Source organism: Nitrincola nitratireducens (genome assembly GCF_000585235.1).
Classification (GTDB): domain Bacteria; phylum Pseudomonadota; class Gammaproteobacteria; order Pseudomonadales; family Balneatricaceae; genus Nitrincola; species Nitrincola alkalisediminis.
The window spans coordinates 63,582-80,758 of the sequence record NZ_AONB01000013.1 but is presented as its reverse complement, the minus strand read 5'-3'; the positions used below and the strand labels follow the sequence as shown (position 1 = coordinate 80,758).

Genomic DNA, 17,177 nt, shown 5'->3' with positions numbered 1-17,177 from the left:
GCCATCCTCCTGGTGAGCGATGGATCAACGAATTTTAACAATCGACAATCGTTCCTCAATGACCGCGATACGCTTTCTCGTATCGGCAATAAACGCCTGCGAAGCTTGAATTGAGCCTAGATCCCCACCTTGGTTTTTCACAAAAGCATCACTCATTTGTGTTTCACGCAGATCTAACCACTCATTCTGCTCTTTAATTTCACGCGAGCGCGCCAGTTCAGGCAAGTAATCCAAGAGCTCATGAAACAGCACATACAATTGCGCATCATATAAGTAGGCTAGATTTAAAAGGGTCTGTAACCGCTCTGGATCTTGCGATTGCGTTTGTCGCGCCAGCAAAATTTCGAATTGGAGAATAGGCTGCTGGTAATTTGGAAACCAATTGAGTGCCGTTATTTCTGGCGAAGAGAGCCGCTGTTGAGCGCCAAAATCGATGTTGCTCGACTCACCTACAACGGCCGAAGAGCCAGTGGAAGGTCTCGCAATCTCAGTGCAACCAGACAAACTAAACAATAGCGTCAGGCAAACTAGCCCTGCCGTTAATCTCATAGGTGTGTATCCTATTGGTACTTTACGTTAATCTTCTAACAGGCGCTCAACAAACGGCCAAACATTGTCGAGTATCACGGGTTGTGCCTGTGCATTCGGATGAAGACCATCAGACTGCATGAGATCCCAATTAAGTGCAACATTTTCAAGTAAAAAGGGAACTCTATCAACCTCATAATGGTCTGCTACTTCTGTGAATAACTCAAAAAAAGCGTCGCCGTAACGCGCTCCATAGTTAGAAGGGATGCGTATACCAATTAACAGAACTTGAGCATCGGCAGCTAAGGATAGCTCAATCAAAGTGGATAAGTTTTCACGGATAACAGAGATGGGGGTTCCTCTTAATGCGTCATTCGCACCCAGCTCAATCAACACCCACTGAGGTGTATGAGTGGCGAGCAAAGATGGCAGACGATTCAAGCCACCACTGGTCGTTTCGCCACTCACACTCGCATTGACAACTTGATAGTCGGCTGATTCTTGAGACAATCGATCAGCCATAAGAGATACCCAGCCTTCAGACGGCGAAATACCATAGGCAGCTGACAAGCTGTCACCTAAGACCAATAGGGTTTTCGCCTGTACGGTGTTAACCAAACCGATTAATAGCAATATGGATATGAGATAACGCATGACACTCCTTACCCCTGATGGATTCATTCTTGAAGCTCAGAATGTCGCAAAATCCTTTCCAGCACAAGAGCAACGGCTCGAACTCTTCTCCGCACTCTCGCTTCAAGTCAAACCCGGTGAGAGTTTAGCCATTATCGGTCGATCCGGCGCCGGTAAGTCCACGCTATTGAGTTTACTGGCAGGCCTTGACCAACCCAGCTCAGGACACATTAAACTGGCAGGACGCGATTTGTCCTTGATGGATGACGCACAGAGAGCGGCCTTTCGCTCGCAATATATCAGCTTCATTTTTCAATCCTTCCATCTACTACCCGAATTAAGCGCGCTGGACAATGTACGCCTGCCGCTGGAAATACGTGGAGACAAACAGGCCGAGCAACACGCACTCCAGTGGTTAAAAGAAGTCGGTCTTGAAAAGCGCGTTCACCATTACCCCGCTCAGTTATCAGGCGGTGAACAACAACGCGTTGCCATTGCCCGGGCCTTTGTTACATCGCCGCAATTACTCTTTGCCGATGAACCTACCGGAAACCTGGATGATGAAACAGGCCAACAAATCATTGAACAACTGTTTAGACTAAACGCGGAACAGCAAACAACGCTCATTCTGATTACGCACGATCCAGATCTTGCTTCACGCTGCCAACGTTGCGTCACGCTTAATAATGGGCACTTAACTGAGAGGTCGCTATGAGCGCTTCTGTTCGCATACTCAGACGCCAGATGCAAGGCCAGCTGCGCACAACGGAGTGGCGGGCCTTACTCATTGCCACGTGGATCGCGATTACCCTAACAACCCTTTTATCGCTCCTCGGTGACAGACTCGAACGCGGCTTACTCCGTGAGAGCGCGTCCGTCCTTGGTGCAGACATGGTGTTAAGCAGCCAACGCCCCATTCAAACTCTCCGCTTACAGCAAGCCACAGATGCAGGCCTAACCAGCACATCGGTCATTCAGTTTCCAAGCATGATCAGTGCAGGTGACGAGATGATGCTGAGTTCGGTGCGGATCGTGCAATCCCCCTATCCCTTACGAGGCCAAATTCAAACTCGCCCCTCCCAAGTAACCGACATCCCTGAGCCAGGGCATGCCTGGGTCGAAGCCAGAGTGATGTCACAGCTGGGCCTTAGCTCGGTGACAGGATTGAATTGGGGTACACCGAACTCATCGTCAAAGCTGAACTGATCAGCTCTCCCGACAGGGGCAGCGGATTCAGAAGCTTTAGTCCTCAAATACTGGTCAATGAGGCGGATCTTGAAGCCAGTGGGATTCTTGCACCCGGTAGTCGAGCCGAATTCAGGCTTTTATTGTCGGGATCAAGCGAACAGGTGACTGCCTTTGCGCAGTTTTTGAAGGAAAATCTCGGTGATGAAGAGCGGCTTTTTTCACTTCAGGATGAACAACCCTTAGGCGGCAATGCCTTGGCTAGCGCATTGAGCTATCTGAAACTCACGTCATTGATTGCACTTTTACTGTCGGCATTAACCATATTCTTAAGCCTTAAGCGCTTTAGCCAAAGCCAGCACCTTCGCTGCGCTTTGCTGTTAAGTCTCGGCATGACACAGCGCTCAATGGTTGTATTGTACTTGATGCAGCTGGTATTGGCTTGGGCCGTACTTGCTCTTATGGGCTCGTTTACAGGGATCGCGCTGGAGCACATGGTTTCACGCTGGCTAGATGAGCTCCTCCCTCAATCCCTGCCCGCTCCCGCTCTTTGGCGCTATTTTACCGGTGCGGGTGTTGGCCTAGCGCTCTTGGTTCTACTGGGACTGCCGCCCATTTTGGGCCTATCAAAGGTTTCAGTCAGTGCGCTCTTTAGAGATGAAGATATCAAAACCGAACGGCGCGGGTTGGCATTACAAGTAATGTGTGCCCTGCTTCTGCTCGTTGTGTTATTGAGCTTCCTAGAAGCACCTATGGCGGCATTCATTTTATTGGCCTTCTTGCTCTTGGGTGGAGCCGTACTGGGCACCATCGCCCAATTCTGCTTGAAACATCTTGCCACACCTCTGGCCAAACGGCTGTTGCTGGGGCGTTTATTGGTCATGCGCCTACGCCAACAACGTCAGTGGCACCGTTTACAGTCTGCGGTTGCGATTTTGCTTTTAACACTGCTGAGCGTGGTGTGGGTGAGCCGTACAGACCTGCTAAAAGATTGGCAGGCGCAAATCCCTGACGACACACCCAACTACTTTGTCGTCAATATCCAGCCTTGGCAAACCGAAGGGCTACAGAGCTTTCTTGATGACGCCAATGTGAATGCCGTGTTTTTTCCGATGGTCAGAGGTCGCATCACCACCCTGAACGGAGCACCCATTCATGCCCAAATGACGCCCGAACAACTTGAGCATAATACGCTAAATCGTGAGTTGAACTTGAGCTGGAGCAATCAGGCACCTGCACACAACATCATGACCGAAGGAGAATGGTGGCAAGGCGAGACATCCGGCCCGCTGATCTCAGTTGAGGAGGAAATGGCACAAATTTTAGCTGAAGCTCGGTGATGTCTTAGGGTTTGATTTAGCAGGATTAGAAGTAGAAGCTCAAATTGCGAACCTACGAAGCGTCGAGTGGACATCCTTCCAGCCTAATTTTTATGTCATTTTTGACGAAGCAACTCTGAATCAATTTCCTGCGACCTATATTACGAGCTTTCGTTTAGGGCAAGAGCAACAAGAGCTGGCAAATCAACTCGTACGAGCATTTCCATCCTTAACCCTAATTGATATCGATCAAATGCTGCTGCAACTCAATCAATGGTTGACGCGCTTAGGGGATAGTTCGGCACTGATTCTTGCGCTGAGTCTCGTTTGCGGCGCCATGCTCATGTTGCTAACCCTGCAGCAAGCCTTAGAGCAACGTCGCTATGAGGGCGCTTTACTGCAGACGCTTGGAGCAAATGCGAAGCAAACCCAACAGCTTGACCTATTAGAGCTAATGTTACTCGGAGGACTGTGTGGATTCATGGCGGCCATCATCGCCGAAGGCATTATTGCCTTGCTCTACATTCATTTGCTGGACATTGCACCGCAATTGCATCTCGGCCTTTGGCTAACATTACCCTTGGCAAGCTTTGCATTTTTCACCGTAAGCGGCGCGTTACTGCGAAAACGGCTCACGCTTGACCAATGTTACCGCTTATTAAGAGCCCACTAGAGTAGAGAGAGCCCCATCAGGGGCTCTTTTTACATTACGAACGTGCGCGCAGCTCTTCAACACCAGCGGGTGTCGACATGAGCACCACATCAGCAGGACGGTTCGCAAACAAGCCATTCGTCACCACCCCTACTATGTTATTTAAGAAACGCTCAAAGGCTTTAGGGTCGAGTATTTCCAAATGATGGACATCTAAAATGATGTTGCCATTATCGGTGATACACCCTTCTCGATACACAGGCTGCCCATCCAGTGCAGCCAACTGACGTGCCACATAAGACCGCGCCATTGGAATGACCTCTATCGGTAAAGGAAAGCGCCCAAGCACATCCACTTGCTTACTTTGATCGACAATGCAAATAAACTCTTTTGAAGCGGCCGCCACTATCTTCTCACGCGTCAGTGCAGCACCTCCCCCTTTGATCAGGTTGAGCGCACCATCAAACTCATCAGCGCCATCAATGTAAAACGCTAAGGATCCCGCACTGTTAAGATCAAACACCTCGATGCCAACTTGACGTAAACGCTCTGCGGTTGCCTCCGAGCTAGCAACCGCTCCTGCAAACTGATCACGACAGGATGCCAACGCCTCAATAAAACAATTGGCCGTTGAACCCGTACCGACACCGATAATCATGTCTTTTTCGAGACGAGGTCGAATCATGTCAACCGCCGCCTGGCCGACAGCCTTTTTCATTTCATCCTGTGTCATCACTTTTCACCTATTGTTGGCAGAATAATCGCTAATTATACGCAACACCTTACCATGCTTGTAGACGCTAGAGGTTATAGCCGATAACATCAGTTCTCTTTTCTTATTCACTTTGGCAAACTTGGTTCGTTATGGCTCACCGGTATATCAAAAAAATTCTTGAAGCTCGGGTTTACGATGTCGCAGTCGAGACCCCTCTCCACCTCGCTCCCTCTCTTTCCAGCCGATTGGGCAACCGAATTTTATTGAAGCGTGAAGACATGCAACCCGTGTTTTCCTTCAAGCTCAGAGGTGCCTACAACCGTATGGCTCAGCTGACCGAAAGTGAAAAGGCGGTAGGCGTCATTACGGCCTCAGCCGGAAACCATGCACAAGGTCTAGCTATGTCGGCAAAGGCAATGGGCGTAAAAGCCACCATTGTCATGCCAAAAACCACACCCGAGATAAAAGTCAGCAGTGTAAAAGCTCGAGGTGGGCGTGTTGTCCTGCATGGAGACACCTTTGATGAAGCGCAAGCGCACGCCAAACGGCTTGTCAGTGAAAAAGGCTACACCTATATTCCACCTTTCGACGACCCAGATGTGATTGCCGGACAAGGCACAATTGCGATGGAGATCCTTCGTCAGGAAAGCGGCCCTATCGAAGCCGTATTTGTGCCCGTCGGTGGTGGTGGCCTCATCGCGGGTATCGCTGTGTACATCAAATACCTGCGCCCAGACATTAAAGTAATTGGCGTCGAACCCGAAGATGCGGCCTGCCTTAAAGCCGCGCTCGAAGCGGGTGAGCGAGTGATCCTACCGCAAGTCGGTCTCTTTGCAGACGGAGTGGCGGTCGCACAAATTGGCGAGCACACCTTCGAATTAGCAAAGCAGTTTGTCGATGAAGTCATCACAGTAACAACGGATGAAATCTGCGCCGCCGTTAAAGATATATTCGATGACACTCGCTCTGTATGCGAACCTGCAGGTGCGCTTGGCGTTGCGGGCGTCAAAAAATACGTTGAACGTGAAAAAAATTCCGGCCAAACCCTGATCGCTATTGATTCGGGCGCGAATGTTAACTTTGATCGTTTGCGACACATTGCTGAACGCTCGGAGTTGGGTGAAAAACGTGAAGCGATTATCGCGGCAAAAATCCCTGAGCGCCCAGGCAGCTTCAAGCAGTTTTGCACAGCCCTCGGCAAGCGCAATATTACCGAGTTTAATTACCGCTACAGTGATGATAATCAAGCCATCATTTTTGCGGGTGTTCAGATCAAGCCAGACAATGATGGCCGCAAAGAGCTTCTCGATACCCTCAAAGCGCATGATTTAGAAGTGACAGACCTGACGGATAACGAAATGGCGAAAATTCATATTCGTTACATGGTCGGTGGCCACGCACCTGCGAGTGTGACCAACGAAGTGATTTACCGATTTGAGTTTCCTGAGCGCCCCGGTGCATTAATGCTATTTTTGAATAAACTCGGTGGGCGTTGGAATATTTCAATGTTTCACTATCGTAATCATGGTGCGGCCTACGGGCGTGTCCTTGCAGGCATGCAAGTGCCTCCTGAAGAACGTAGCCTAGTTGCCACTTATCTTTCTGAAATTGGCTACACCTATTGGGAAGAAACCGACAACGACGCCTATACACTTTTTCTAGGCTAGACCATAAAAAAACCCTCGCAAGCGAGGGTTTTTTACAGGCCTGATTAAATAAATGAGACCTTAAAACAAAACTTACTTCTGAGCGTCGTTCAAGGTATGACCTTTTTCTTCCCAGAACTTGGCTGCACCAGGGTGAACAGTGTTGACGATACCGTCTAGAGCACTTTCAACCGTCATTGCAGAGGCAGCGCTAGACACAGAACGCATGAACTCCAGGCCGCTGTCTGAGTAAACTTCAGACACCATGTTGTAAATCATCTCTTCAGACATGTGACGTCCAGTAACCCACAAGGCTGAGTCTTGAATGGTCACTACATCGTAGTCTACGTTCGGGTAAGTTCCCGCTGGGATGGTTACCTGAGCATAGTAAGGATGATCATTGAACAATGTTCCTTTCTCAGCCGCTTCATACACTTGCAACAGTTTTACACGATTGCTGGTAGCCGCTTGGATAACAGATGCATTCGGGAAGCCTGCAAACACCCACAGCGCATCAATTTGACGGTCACCCAACGCAGAAGCACCTTGGTTGTAACCTATGTACTGAGGGCTGATTTTGTCCCACAGACCAACACCTTCAAAGAAACGCTGTGCAGATGCTGCCGCTCCAGAACCCGCAGGTCCTACTGCGACATTTTTCCCAGCCAGCTGACTTACATCGGTGATGCCAGCGCTATCCAGTACAATCAAGTGCGCGGGCGCACCAAACATGTAAGAGATCGCCTGAACGTTACGGTAACGACGGGTATCGTTCGTCAGCTGACCTTCTGAACCTAAGTAAAGATCGCCTGAGTAGACAATACCAAAGTCCGCGTCACGTGAGTTAACACGTCTTAAGTTCTCAACGGAACCCGCTGATGCCATATTCGACACGTCAACGCCGTCAATTGCACGTGATAAACGTGTTGAAATGCCATTAGAGAAAAACTGGAAGGTACCGCCATCTGGACCACCGGAAAACGCCAAACGCTGAACCGATTGAGCACTGGCCATAGATGCAAAGGTAAGGGACACAGCCGCAACTGCTGCTGCCGCTAGTGAAGCCGTTTTTTTGAAATTAAACATGGCTGACATAAAGATTTCCTCTTTTGTATTTATCATTTTTTATGGGTGTATCACGTTTTGCTTTCACAAAACAATTCATCTTGCTCAGATTCGAACGGTAAGCACCGGAACCTTCGCTTCACGTATCACTCGCTCAGCCGTTGAACCAACGAGTACTTTTTCGATACCCGTCCGCCCAGCTGTGCCCAGTACAATGAGGTCCACTGACTGGGTATTTGCAACACGTAAAATCTCTTCTTCACTGCGTCCGATGACAACATCGGTAACTAGCTCAATACCTTTTAGCTTTTCAGATGAAAGGTATTGTTTACAAAAGTCTTTCATATCTGCAATCGCATGTGTCTCGACCTCGCGTGCAAAGATTTCGACCACTTCAGCAGGTAAACGTCGGCGACGCTTATCCGTCAACTCAGTGATGACATGCAAAACATAGAGCTGAGCACCCGAAAGGTGTGCAATCTCCAACGCATGTTGGCATGCCTTATACGAGCCTTCAGAAAAATCGGTCGCGAACAGTATTTTTGTATACAACGCCATAATCGTGTCCTTTATTCAGGCTTAGTGGTAAGCGCTTCAACGCCACTTTGTTTGGTCACATCACGCTGCATCCAATACACGACCGCAACTAAGGCCAAACCGATTGCATCAGAGATCAGCGTTGGCCAGTAGAGTGCAACGGTTGCAACTCCAAGTATAATCCACTCAAGTAATGTCGTTTTACGACGCGCGTAGCCGATGGCAAATGAACAGAACGCAATGGTTCCCATCACCGCCGATGTGTACGCAATCAAAATGTCAGTGGTCGAGCCATCTAGCAGCATTGCGGGTACGAAGGCAAACAGCAGCGGCATGATGTACAGCATTTTTGCGAACTTGAATGCGGTCCAACCGGTTTTCCATGGATCTGAACCCGCAATCGCCGCCCCAGCATATGCCGCCACACACACAGGTGGTGTTATGTTGGAGTCTTGTGAGAGCCAGTACACAATCATATGTGCCGCAATGACAGTTACACCCAAATCACCCAAAGCCGGTACGGCAAGGACAGCAACGATCAAGTATGCCGCCGTCACTGGCACACCCATGCCCAAGACCAGGGAGGCAATCGCCACTAGCACTAGAGCCAACAATAAATTACCGCCAGCCATTGAAATGATGAGATCTGAGAATTTAAGGCCCATACCGGTCAAGGAGATCGTACCCACGATCACACCAATAACCCCCATAGTAGCCCCTACAATCAGCGTATTGCGCGCACCAATTTGGATAGCATCCCAAATCTCACGTGGGCCCATGCGCGTCTCTTTTTTGATCCAGCTAACAGCGATACAGGACAAGGTCGCCCAGAATGCCGCATTGCCTGCAGAACGTCCACTTAACAGTAGAACGGTAATGATCACGAGTGGCAGTGCAAAGTACCATCCCGACTTCAAAACCTCCTTCCAGTGCGGTAACACTTCACCCGGAGTACCAATCAAATTGTGTTTTTTAGCTTCAAAGTGAACCATCATAAAGATAGATAAGAAGTAAATGAACGCAGGCCCTATGGATAGAATCATGATGGTGGAATACGGCGTCCCCGTCAATTCCGCCATTAAGAAGCCACCCGCACCCATGATCGGAGGCAAGAACATTCCTCCAATAGACGCAGCAGGCTCAATTGCACCGGCAACATGTGGTTTAAACCCTGCACGTTTCATCATTGGAATGGTGAATGCTCCTGAGGACACGGTATTCGCAATAGCACTACCGGACACTGAGCCAAATAAGGCTGAGGACATAACAGCTACTTTTGCAGGCCCCCCCGCAGAACGACCCGCCAAGGCCAAAGGCAATTCAATAAAGAACTTTCCAGCACCTGATTTTTGCAAAAACGCGCCAAAGAAAATAAATAGAATAACGTAGGTCGCCAGAACACTCGCCATCACACCAAACACGCCGTTGGTCGTCAAGAACAAAGAGGTTGCTAAACGTTCAATACTAAAACCACGGTGAGCAAACAACTCAGGCAAATACGGGCCATATAAGCCAAACGCAATCATACCAATACCGATTAAGGTAATGGACCAGCCTAACACGCGTCTACAAACTTCAAGCGATAAAATCAAACCCACTATACTGATGAGATAATCCAACTCATGTTCGGCACCTGCACGGTAGTTTAATTGCTCAAATTGGCTGATCCAGTACATGACTGACGCCGTTACCATTAAGCAGAGAAGAATATCGCTGGCCGTTGGAGTGCTGGTAAAACGCTTCGCCATCCACTGATCCAGTGGCACCAATAAAGCCGCAAAAGGCAAGGTTAATAAGAATATCCAGCCCAACAAACCAAACTCTTCTGCATAGCAACGCCCAATCCATCATATCCGGCAGTCTCTTTAAACATCATGACTTGCTGATACAGTGCGTAAGGTGATTCAAATACAAAGAAGGAGTTAATTAATATCGATATGAGAAAACCCGTCAAAATCGATAAGGAGATAGCCATTCTGCGTGATCCGGCGGGGTAAAGCAAAAACACCAACGCAAAGGTAATCAGGACATACACACCTAAGTGGTATTGTGTGCTTAAGGCTTTGAAACCCGCACCATAGAAATAGATCAAAACCATTATGGCGCCTAACGCCGCGACTAACCACTTCCAGACCCCACCTAGGTGACGCTCTGTTTTGGCGTCTTTCTCCATGAGCTCTTTTAGCTTGGCTCGCTCTTCTGGGCTGAGTGCATCAAGCGACTTATCAGTATCAGACATTTTTCTTAACCTCTGGGGTTGAGTTAACACGGTCAAAACTTATGTTTATTGTGGTGACACAGTTGTAATTAACTTTAGTCCAGATTTACTGTTTACCAAGCTTATAACTGCGCGATGTACCATGAGCAATCTATAAGCAGGATATATGCCAACTCAAACATTTATCAGACTTATCAATACATATCATAAACTTACATGCACCGTATAAATTATACATGTCCATACACTCAATGAGTTTGGCGACTAACCATCCATATAAAAAATTAAATTGGCGGATTTCCACACATTTATTTCGTTATGAATCAGTACACTTACAATAGGTGCGTTATTGTAAATGCCTGTTATACTTGCTTTCTGATTAAAACAAGACTGTACTCTTTTTATTGTTGAGCACTGAGGTTGAAGATGTCTATTAAAACAAGAGTTAACCTATCACTCCTAGCCGTATTTTTTATAGTGCTCATCACATCACTCACTGTTATTTATCGCAGCGAATCGTCGCTGGTCAGTCAAGTTGCCACAACCACCACCATTGATACGGCCGACTCTTACTTCGATAGCATCAATATTCTGATGCTCAGCGGCGCAATGGGCAATCGTAAAGCCTTACAAGACAAAATACTCAGCAATGAGTCCATTACTGAAGCTCGGATTCTTCGCAGTGATGCCTTAAACAGCATCTATGGCCCCGGTTCTAGCGACTCTGTGGTTCGGGACGACTTGGATCGGCGCGCCATGCAAGGCGAGCGAATTATTGAAGAAACACGTGATGGTAACGGCCACCGCTTAACCGTTATTCTCCCCATGAAAGCCATCCCGGATTACAAAGGCACCAACTGTATGCTCTGCCATCAGCATCCAGAAAATACGGTTTTGGGAGCGGTTCGTGTAACCTATTCCTTGGATCAAATGAACCAAGCCATTCGAAGCAACATGATTAATGTTGCACTGATTGAACTTGCATTATTTATTGCAGGCATATTGATGATCAGCTATGTCTTAAACCGCGTGGTGATTTCACCGCTCAATCGTTTCGCGAAGACACTGCATCAGATTGAAGAACATAATGATTTTAGCCTACGAGTTCCAGTCGATGGAAAAGATGAGATTGGGCGTATGTCCATGGCAGCTAACGCACTCCTCTCCAATATTCAAGCCAGTTTGCAACATGTGAGTGACACCGTCTCAAAACTCTCAAGCTCTAGCAGTCGAATTAATCATATCGCTCAGCGCACCAGCGGCTCCGTGATGCATCAACAAGAGCAAACATCCTCGGTCATGGCCGCGATTACTCAGATGAGCCACTCGACTGAGAGCGTCGCGTCAAGCGCAGAGGAAACCGTTGCGGCCTCCGAACTTGCCAGACAAGAAAGCGAGTCCGGTCGACGCATTACCGATGATGCGATCGACTCTATTACCCATTTACGCCAGAACATTGAACAAGCCACTCGTGTTATTCACCAATTGGACCAACAAAGTCAAAATGTTGATACCGTCCTTGAAGTGATTCGCAAAATTGCTGAGCAAACCAACCTGCTTGCGCTCAATGCGGCGATTGAAGCAGCTAGAGCGGGCGAGCAAGGCAGAGGGTTTGCCGTAGTGGCAGATGAAGTACGAACACTGGCCAGTCGGACGCACTCATCAACGGAGGAAATCAACACTATCATCTCCACGCTTCAAGCTGGCGCGAGAGAAGCCGTTCAAGCGATGGAAAGCTCTCTAAAAAGTGCAGACTCGGGTGTCACACAGGTTGAAAACTCAACCCGTGCATTTGCCACCATCGCCACCGAAATTGAGCGCATAAACAGTATGAACCATCAAGTCGCTCAGGCTATTCATGCCAACTCAGACGTTGCCAATCAAATTGATACTAGCATTCAAGCCATAAACCACAGTACAGACGAAACCTCGGAGCATGCTCGCTTCCTAAACGATGTTTCACGTGAACTGACCGATCTTGCGACACAGCTGGAGCAGATGCTATCGCGCTTCAAGCTGTAAGAGACTCATCGACCTAGACAAGAAGGCTATTTGTAATCTTTTTTGTCTAGGTCGTACTTACGCATTTTGTCGTACAGGGTTTTGCGCGGCAATCCCAAGCTATCCAGCGTATCTTTGATTGAGCCTGCATGGCGTGACAGCTCAGTGTGAATCAAGGTTTTCTCGAAATACTCCACCTGTTCCGGTAAGGTCATGGCTCGTCCTACGGGCGCTCCAGTGATCGGCCGGTTATCAAAATCAAATGTACAACTTTCACCCAAGAGCACGTAACGTTCAGCGAGATTTCGCAACTCACGTACATTGCCAGGCCAATCATGCAACATCAAACTGCGCATACGCTCGGCAGACAAGGGCAACACCTCTCGACCGTACTGAGCTGACGCAATCAGCGAGAAATGATGGAAGAGCAAAGGAATGTCCTCTCGCCGCTCTCGTAAGGGGGGAATATCGACACGCAGCACATTTAATCGATAATACAGATCTTCTCGAAATTGCCCTTGTTCGCACAATTGGCGCAATTCCGCCTTGCTGGCAGCAATAACACGCAAATCCAAATCAATCACCTGATTCGAACCTAAACGCTCAATTTGTCGATCCTCCAACACTCTCAGCAATTTGATTTGCAAAGAGAGCGGCATGCTTTCAATTTCATCCAGAAAAAGCGTTCCACCATTGGCATGCTCCAGCTTACCAATACGCCTAGATCGAGCATCGGTGAATGCGCCTGCCTCATGCCCAAACAACTCACTTTCTATGAGCGCTTCGGGCACAGCTCCGCAGTTAATCGCCACTAAGTTCTTTTCTTGACGTGAGCTGTGCTCATGGATGTAACGAGCCAATAAGTCTTTACCACAACCCGTTTCAGCCATAATTAGAATGTCGGCTGAAGTGTCCGCGATTGCAGACACTAAACGTCGCAACTGTTGCATTTTTTCTGACTTACCAATCACCCTTGGACCTGGCGCACTTTGCGCCTCCAGCTCCATTTTTAAATGACGGTTTTCAAGGGTCAGATGCCGCTTATCCAAGGCCCTGCGGACCACATCCAGCAGCAACTCAGAAGCAAAGGGCTTTTCAATAAAATCGTAGGCGCCTTCTCGAATGGCTTTGACGGCCATGGATATGTCCCCATGTCCGGTAATCAAGATCACGGGTAAGGTTGGGTCTTTCGCATGAACTTTACGCATCAACTCCAAACCATCCATGCCCGGCATATTAATATCGGTAATAATCACGCCTGGCCAGTTGTCATCCACCAGGGCTAAGGCGTCCTCACCTCGGCTTAAGGCAGAGACATCATAGCCCTCCAGTTCTAGAGTCTGACCCGCGGCAAGGCGAACGTGCTTTTCATCATCCACCAGTAATACAGGGCTGTTCATTGGTTGCATAGGTTATTTTCTCTATACGCGTTCTGACGGTGAGGGGCACTCTATATGACCCGGAATGGAGGCCATCGGTAGACTAATCACGAAGACAGCTCCTCCATCTGCATGATTTTTGGCTATCAGGCTTCCTTGTAAGGACTCAGTAATACGTTGGGAAATGGATAAGCCTAACCCCAGCCCTTGGCCAGCTGTTTTTGTTGTATAAAAGGGCTCAAAGATCCGCTGTGGATCGTTGATACCCGGCCCATAATCTCTAAAACTTATATCTATCATGGACTGAGACGAGGTTAAACTAACATCAATACGCGGATTTTCATAACCTTCCATCGCTTGAATAGCATTCGCTAACAAGTTTACAAACACCTGCTCGAGCCTCAAACTATCGGCCGTTACATAGACCTCCTCAAGACCTGAAGGCCAGCTTACCTCGATCCCCTCTTTTTCGAGCTGCCCATACATGACGGACATTGCCCCATCACGAACCGCTTTTAGACACACAACCTCACTCTGTCCCGTGCTTTTGCGTGAAAACTCTTTTAAAGGATGTATAATTTTTGCCATACGCTCCGTCAGGCCACTAATCTCAGACAGATTACTGGATACCACTTCAAATCGGCCCCGCTCCAGAAAAGCCTTGGCATTGTCAGCATAATGACGAATAGCCGTAAGAGGTTGGTTAAGCTCATGATTAATTCCTGCAGCCATTTGCCCAAGCACCGCCAATTTTGCCGTCTGAATTAATTCATTCTGGGTATGACGATGCTGAGACATCTCATCCAGTAATCGCATGTTAATCTGACGCAAATCCGAGGTTCGCTCTTCAACACGAGATTCTAAGGCGTCGCGGGCCTGCTGCAAACGTTGCTCATATAGCTTACGCTCCGTAATGTCATGAATGGTTAACATAAATTGACGCTCACCCGCCACTTCCATGCGACCGATTGTTAACTCAATTGGGAACCAACCACGGCCTTTATGATAGGCCTGTGCTTCGATCGTGAGCTCATCCGGTGCGTCGGGTGCATCATTCATGATATGTCGCCAACACACGGATCGATCGGCCTCTGATAACAGCTGGCTAAAATAGTGCTCTCGGATTTCATCCGCTTTAATACCAAAGAGTTTCTCAGCCGTGGGGTTGAGATACCGCATCAACCCTTGTTCATCTAAGGTGATCAAACCTGCATGGGTGTTGTCGATAATCGCGCGGATTCTAGCTTCTGAGGCCTCTAGTGCCCGGTGCTCCCGTAGCTGGAAATCTTCCCGTTGCTGAACAATACGATAACGCGCCAAGAGCACCATAACGAGCAACACTGTCGCAACATAAATAAACGCCACATGCGTCAAGGCACTGATCATGCGCTGCTCGACCGGCTTTAAACTCGCTAAAATTGTGACATTTAAATCCGCATCCGGCATGGAGCGTGACATTTTTAAGTATTGTCGCGACGTCAAAACCTCTTGATCGTCTCGATTTTTGTCCAAAATATCCGTCAGGGTAATTAACTGAGAGCCCGATGGCAGCGTATCTCTTTGAACAATGTCCAAAGGGTCCAAATCATGCGCGCCGTATCTTAGGCTTTCAACCACACGACGACGCTCATGTGCCGCTAAGGGGCGCAGCGTTCTAAACTTCCATTCAGGGCGTGTCGAAATGAAAATCACATCATCATTGTCCGTTACCAAAATGTCCTGCATGGGATCATTCCAATGATCCTCAACATCATTTAGGTCAATCTTCACAACGACCACACCTTGAATTTGTCCAGCCTCGTAAACCGGATAACTAAAAAAATACCCCCGCTGTTGAGACGTCGTGCCTAATGCAAAATAACGGCCAGACTGCCCTTTCATTGCATCGATAAAATAAGGTCTAAAACTGAAATTCCCCCCCACGAATGAACGGTCTAAAGCCCAGTTACTCGATGCAACCGTTTCACCCTCTGCATTCATTAAATAAGTATCGGATGCCCCAATGGTTGCATTCACATCTTGTAAATAAAAATTGATGCGCAATCTATCTTGCTCATTCATAGGAAGCGGAAGAATTGAGGCCAGCTCCGAGTAGCCAGACAGAAGCTTGGGTAAATCCTTGTATCGATCGAACTTTTGTTGGACACTCAAAAGATAGCGGTTAAGATCCGCTTCCGTTTTTCGCTCCAGTTCGGCCAGCGTTTGGCTGCGACTGATGTGCGCTGTTTGAACCATCAGCAGCGCAAACACAACCAATAGAACGACCACAATCACGGAGCGACGTCCAAGTCGTTGTGAGGTACTATCAGCTAGATAGGATGAATTCATGTGTCATGCCCTGATTAGCGAAGGGTATATGGCTTTAATGGTTCGTTTAAAATAGCACAACTTTAGTCTATATACTTTAACACTAACTTTCACTTTACATTTACCCATAATTTAAAGTGCCTTTTTCGTCCATCACACGTCACGAACAGGTCTGCGTCAACCTAAGGATACCCATGCACATTGAACTCAAATTGGCCAAAGAGCTAGACATTGGACAGCATCAAGTCTCAGCCACCCTCGCACTTTTGGATCAAGGGGCCACGATTCCCTTTATTGCCCGCTATCGTAAAGAAGCGACTGGCGGCCTCGATGACACCCAACTGAGAGACTTACACCAACGCCTGTTGTACTTACGTGACTTGGATCAGCGGCGCACGGTTATTATCGAGCAGATCAGCGAACAAGGCTTACTGACCCGCGAACTCAAAGACGCTCTGCTCAGCGCCGATACCAAATCGAGACTTGAAGATCTATACCTTCCCTTTCGCCCAAAACGGCGCAACAAAGCACAAGAAGCCCGTGAAGCCGGTTTAGCCCCTCTAAGCCAAACCATTCTGCAGCATTATCAAGACGATCCAAAAGGCGTTGCGCCTTCCTTCATCACGAAGGTTCCCCCCTTCGATACACTTGATGGAGTATTAGAGGGCACCAAGCATATCCTATTGGAAACGCTCACAGAACAAGCAGATGCCCTAGGTCACCTAAGACTCCAGCTCTGGAAGAAGGGGATCCTTAAGGTTCAAGTCGTTAAGGGGAAAGCGCAAGACGATAGCAAATATCGTGATTACTTTGAGTATGAAGAAGCCATTGCGAAAATCCCATCACATCGGGCCTTGGCTATCCTTAGAGGCCATAACGAAGGCGTGTTGAAATACGCCCTTAATTTACCTGAAGGCATGCTAGACACGCCCTTTTTCACCTTGGCTCAAGCGTCAAGGTTCAGTATGCAAATAGTCACCCTTGGTTAAAGA

16 protein-coding genes are annotated in these 17,177 nt (G+C 48.2%); 7 read left to right on the top strand and 9 right to left on the bottom strand.

The window, feature by feature from the left end:
* Positions 1-24: 24 nt before the first annotated feature.
* Positions 25-549, bottom strand: a complete 525-nt coding sequence (locus D791_RS11785) for a hypothetical protein (protein WP_036511855.1) — start codon at positions 547-549, stop codon at positions 25-27.
* Between the two features lie 27 nt (positions 550-576).
* On the bottom strand, positions 577-1,182 hold the full coding sequence (locus D791_RS11780; RefSeq protein WP_036511853.1) for an arylesterase: 606 nt from the start codon (positions 1,180-1,182) through the stop codon (positions 577-579).
* Here D791_RS11780 and D791_RS11775 point away from each other — a divergent pair.
* From D791_RS11775 to D791_RS11760, 4 genes are all read left to right on the top strand, one after another.
* Positions 1,181-1,876, top strand: a complete 696-nt coding sequence (locus tag D791_RS11775; protein WP_036511851.1) for an ABC transporter ATP-binding protein — start codon at positions 1,181-1,183, stop codon at positions 1,874-1,876. The genes D791_RS11780 and D791_RS11775 overlap by 2 nt on opposite strands.
* Positions 1,873-2,367, top strand: a complete 495-nt coding sequence (locus D791_RS11770; protein WP_036511849.1) for a hypothetical protein — start codon at positions 1,873-1,875, stop codon at positions 2,365-2,367. The genes D791_RS11775 and D791_RS11770 overlap by 4 nt, the downstream gene beginning before the upstream one ends.
* Positions 2,331-3,686 (top strand): ABC transporter permease, encoded by a 1,356-nt coding sequence (locus D791_RS11765; RefSeq protein ID WP_036511847.1) that lies wholly within the window; start codon positions 2,331-2,333, stop codon positions 3,684-3,686. Before D791_RS11770 ends, D791_RS11765 begins: the two co-directional genes overlap by 37 nt.
* Positions 3,687-3,918: 232 nt before the next feature.
* Entirely contained in the window at positions 3,919-4,338 is a 420-nt protein-coding gene (locus D791_RS11760) for an FtsX-like permease family protein (protein ID WP_036511845.1), read from the top strand.
* Between the two features lie 34 nt (positions 4,339-4,372).
* Here the strand turns inward: D791_RS11760 and rpiA are convergent, their stop codons facing one another.
* Complete coding sequence (gene rpiA, locus D791_RS11755) at positions 4,373-5,050, bottom strand: ribose-5-phosphate isomerase RpiA (RefSeq protein ID WP_036511843.1); 678 nt, start codon at positions 5,048-5,050, stop codon at positions 4,373-4,375.
* A 131-nt stretch (positions 5,051-5,181) separates the two neighbouring features.
* Here rpiA and ilvA point away from each other — a divergent pair, with 131 nt between their 5' ends.
* On the top strand, positions 5,182-6,699 hold the full coding sequence (gene ilvA, locus D791_RS11750) for a threonine ammonia-lyase, biosynthetic (RefSeq protein ID WP_036511841.1): 1,518 nt from the start codon (positions 5,182-5,184) through the stop codon (positions 6,697-6,699).
* A gap of 72 nt (positions 6,700-6,771) precedes the next feature.
* Here ilvA and D791_RS11745 read toward each other — a convergent pair whose 3' ends face one another.
* From D791_RS11745 to D791_RS20405, 4 genes are all read right to left on the bottom strand, one after another.
* Complete coding sequence (locus D791_RS11745; protein WP_202806867.1) at positions 6,772-7,773, bottom strand: TAXI family TRAP transporter solute-binding subunit; 1,002 nt, start codon at positions 7,771-7,773, stop codon at positions 6,772-6,774.
* A gap of 75 nt (positions 7,774-7,848) precedes the next feature.
* The gene (locus tag D791_RS11740) at positions 7,849-8,301 is read right to left on the bottom strand and encodes a universal stress protein (protein ID WP_036511839.1); all 453 of its coding nucleotides are present in this window, start codon (positions 8,299-8,301) and stop codon (positions 7,849-7,851) included.
* An 11-nt stretch (positions 8,302-8,312) separates the two neighbouring features.
* Positions 8,313-10,094, bottom strand: coding sequence for a TRAP transporter permease (locus D791_RS11735; protein ID WP_202806866.1), 1,782 nt, complete (start codon positions 10,092-10,094; stop codon positions 8,313-8,315).
* On the bottom strand, positions 10,070-10,519 hold the full coding sequence (locus D791_RS20405; protein ID WP_036511836.1) for a hypothetical protein: 450 nt from the start codon (positions 10,517-10,519) through the stop codon (positions 10,070-10,072). Before D791_RS20405 ends, D791_RS11735 begins: the two co-directional genes overlap by 25 nt.
* Before the next feature lie 405 nt (positions 10,520-10,924).
* Between D791_RS20405 and D791_RS11725 the strand changes: the two genes are divergently transcribed.
* Entirely contained in the window at positions 10,925-12,520 is a 1,596-nt protein-coding gene (locus D791_RS11725; RefSeq protein ID WP_036511834.1) for a methyl-accepting chemotaxis protein, read from the top strand.
* Between the two features lie 26 nt (positions 12,521-12,546).
* On the opposite strand, the gene D791_RS11720 is transcribed toward D791_RS11725, so the two are convergent.
* Together D791_RS11720 and D791_RS11715 are read right to left on the bottom strand one after the other, a co-directional pair.
* A complete protein-coding gene (locus D791_RS11720; RefSeq protein ID WP_089503632.1) occupies positions 12,547-13,908 on the bottom strand; it encodes a sigma-54-dependent transcriptional regulator in 1,362 nt (453 codons plus the stop codon).
* A gap of 12 nt (positions 13,909-13,920) precedes the next feature.
* On the bottom strand, positions 13,921-16,206 hold the full coding sequence (locus tag D791_RS11715; protein ID WP_051514475.1) for an ATP-binding protein: 2,286 nt from the start codon (positions 16,204-16,206) through the stop codon (positions 13,921-13,923).
* A gap of 173 nt (positions 16,207-16,379) precedes the next feature.
* Here D791_RS11715 and D791_RS21010 point away from each other — a divergent pair, with 173 nt between their 5' ends.
* A complete protein-coding gene (locus D791_RS21010; RefSeq protein WP_051514474.1) occupies positions 16,380-17,174 on the top strand; it encodes a Tex-like N-terminal domain-containing protein in 795 nt (264 codons plus the stop codon).
* Positions 17,175-17,177: the final 3 nt, after the last annotated feature.

Bases quoted from the DNA above. Each gene is read 5' to 3' on its own strand.
- D791_RS11785 (WP_036511855.1), bottom strand. From the start codon at position 549: ATGAGATTAACGGCAGGGCTAGTTTGCCTGACGCTATTGTTTAGTTTG.
- D791_RS11775 (WP_036511851.1), top strand. From the start codon at position 1,181: ATGACACTCCTTACCCCTGATGGATTCATTCTTGAAGCTCAGAATGTC.
- D791_RS11780 (WP_036511853.1), bottom strand. From the start codon at position 1,182: ATGCGTTATCTCATATCCATATTGCTATTAATCGGTTTGGTTAACACC.
- D791_RS11770 (WP_036511849.1), top strand. From the start codon at position 1,873: ATGAGCGCTTCTGTTCGCATACTCAGACGCCAGATGCAAGGCCAGCTG.
- D791_RS11760 (WP_036511845.1), top strand. From the start codon at position 3,919: ATGCTGCTGCAACTCAATCAATGGTTGACGCGCTTAGGGGATAGTTCG.
- rpiA (WP_036511843.1), bottom strand. From the start codon at position 5,050: ATGACACAGGATGAAATGAAAAAGGCTGTCGGCCAGGCGGCGGTTGAC.
- ilvA (WP_036511841.1), top strand. From the start codon at position 5,182: ATGGCTCACCGGTATATCAAAAAAATTCTTGAAGCTCGGGTTTACGAT.
- D791_RS11745 (WP_202806867.1), bottom strand. From the start codon at position 7,773: ATGTCAGCCATGTTTAATTTCAAAAAAACGGCTTCACTAGCGGCAGCA.
- D791_RS11740 (WP_036511839.1), bottom strand. From the start codon at position 8,301: ATGGCGTTGTATACAAAAATACTGTTCGCGACCGATTTTTCTGAAGGC.
- D791_RS20405 (WP_036511836.1), bottom strand. From the start codon at position 10,519: ATGTCTGATACTGATAAGTCGCTTGATGCACTCAGCCCAGAAGAGCGA.
- D791_RS11725 (WP_036511834.1), top strand. From the start codon at position 10,925: ATGTCTATTAAAACAAGAGTTAACCTATCACTCCTAGCCGTATTTTTT.
- D791_RS11720 (WP_089503632.1), bottom strand. From the start codon at position 13,908: ATGCAACCAATGAACAGCCCTGTATTACTGGTGGATGATGAAAAGCAC.
- D791_RS11715 (WP_051514475.1), bottom strand. From the start codon at position 16,206: ATGAATTCATCCTATCTAGCTGATAGTACCTCACAACGACTTGGACGT.
- D791_RS21010 (WP_051514474.1), top strand. From the start codon at position 16,380: ATGCACATTGAACTCAAATTGGCCAAAGAGCTAGACATTGGACAGCAT.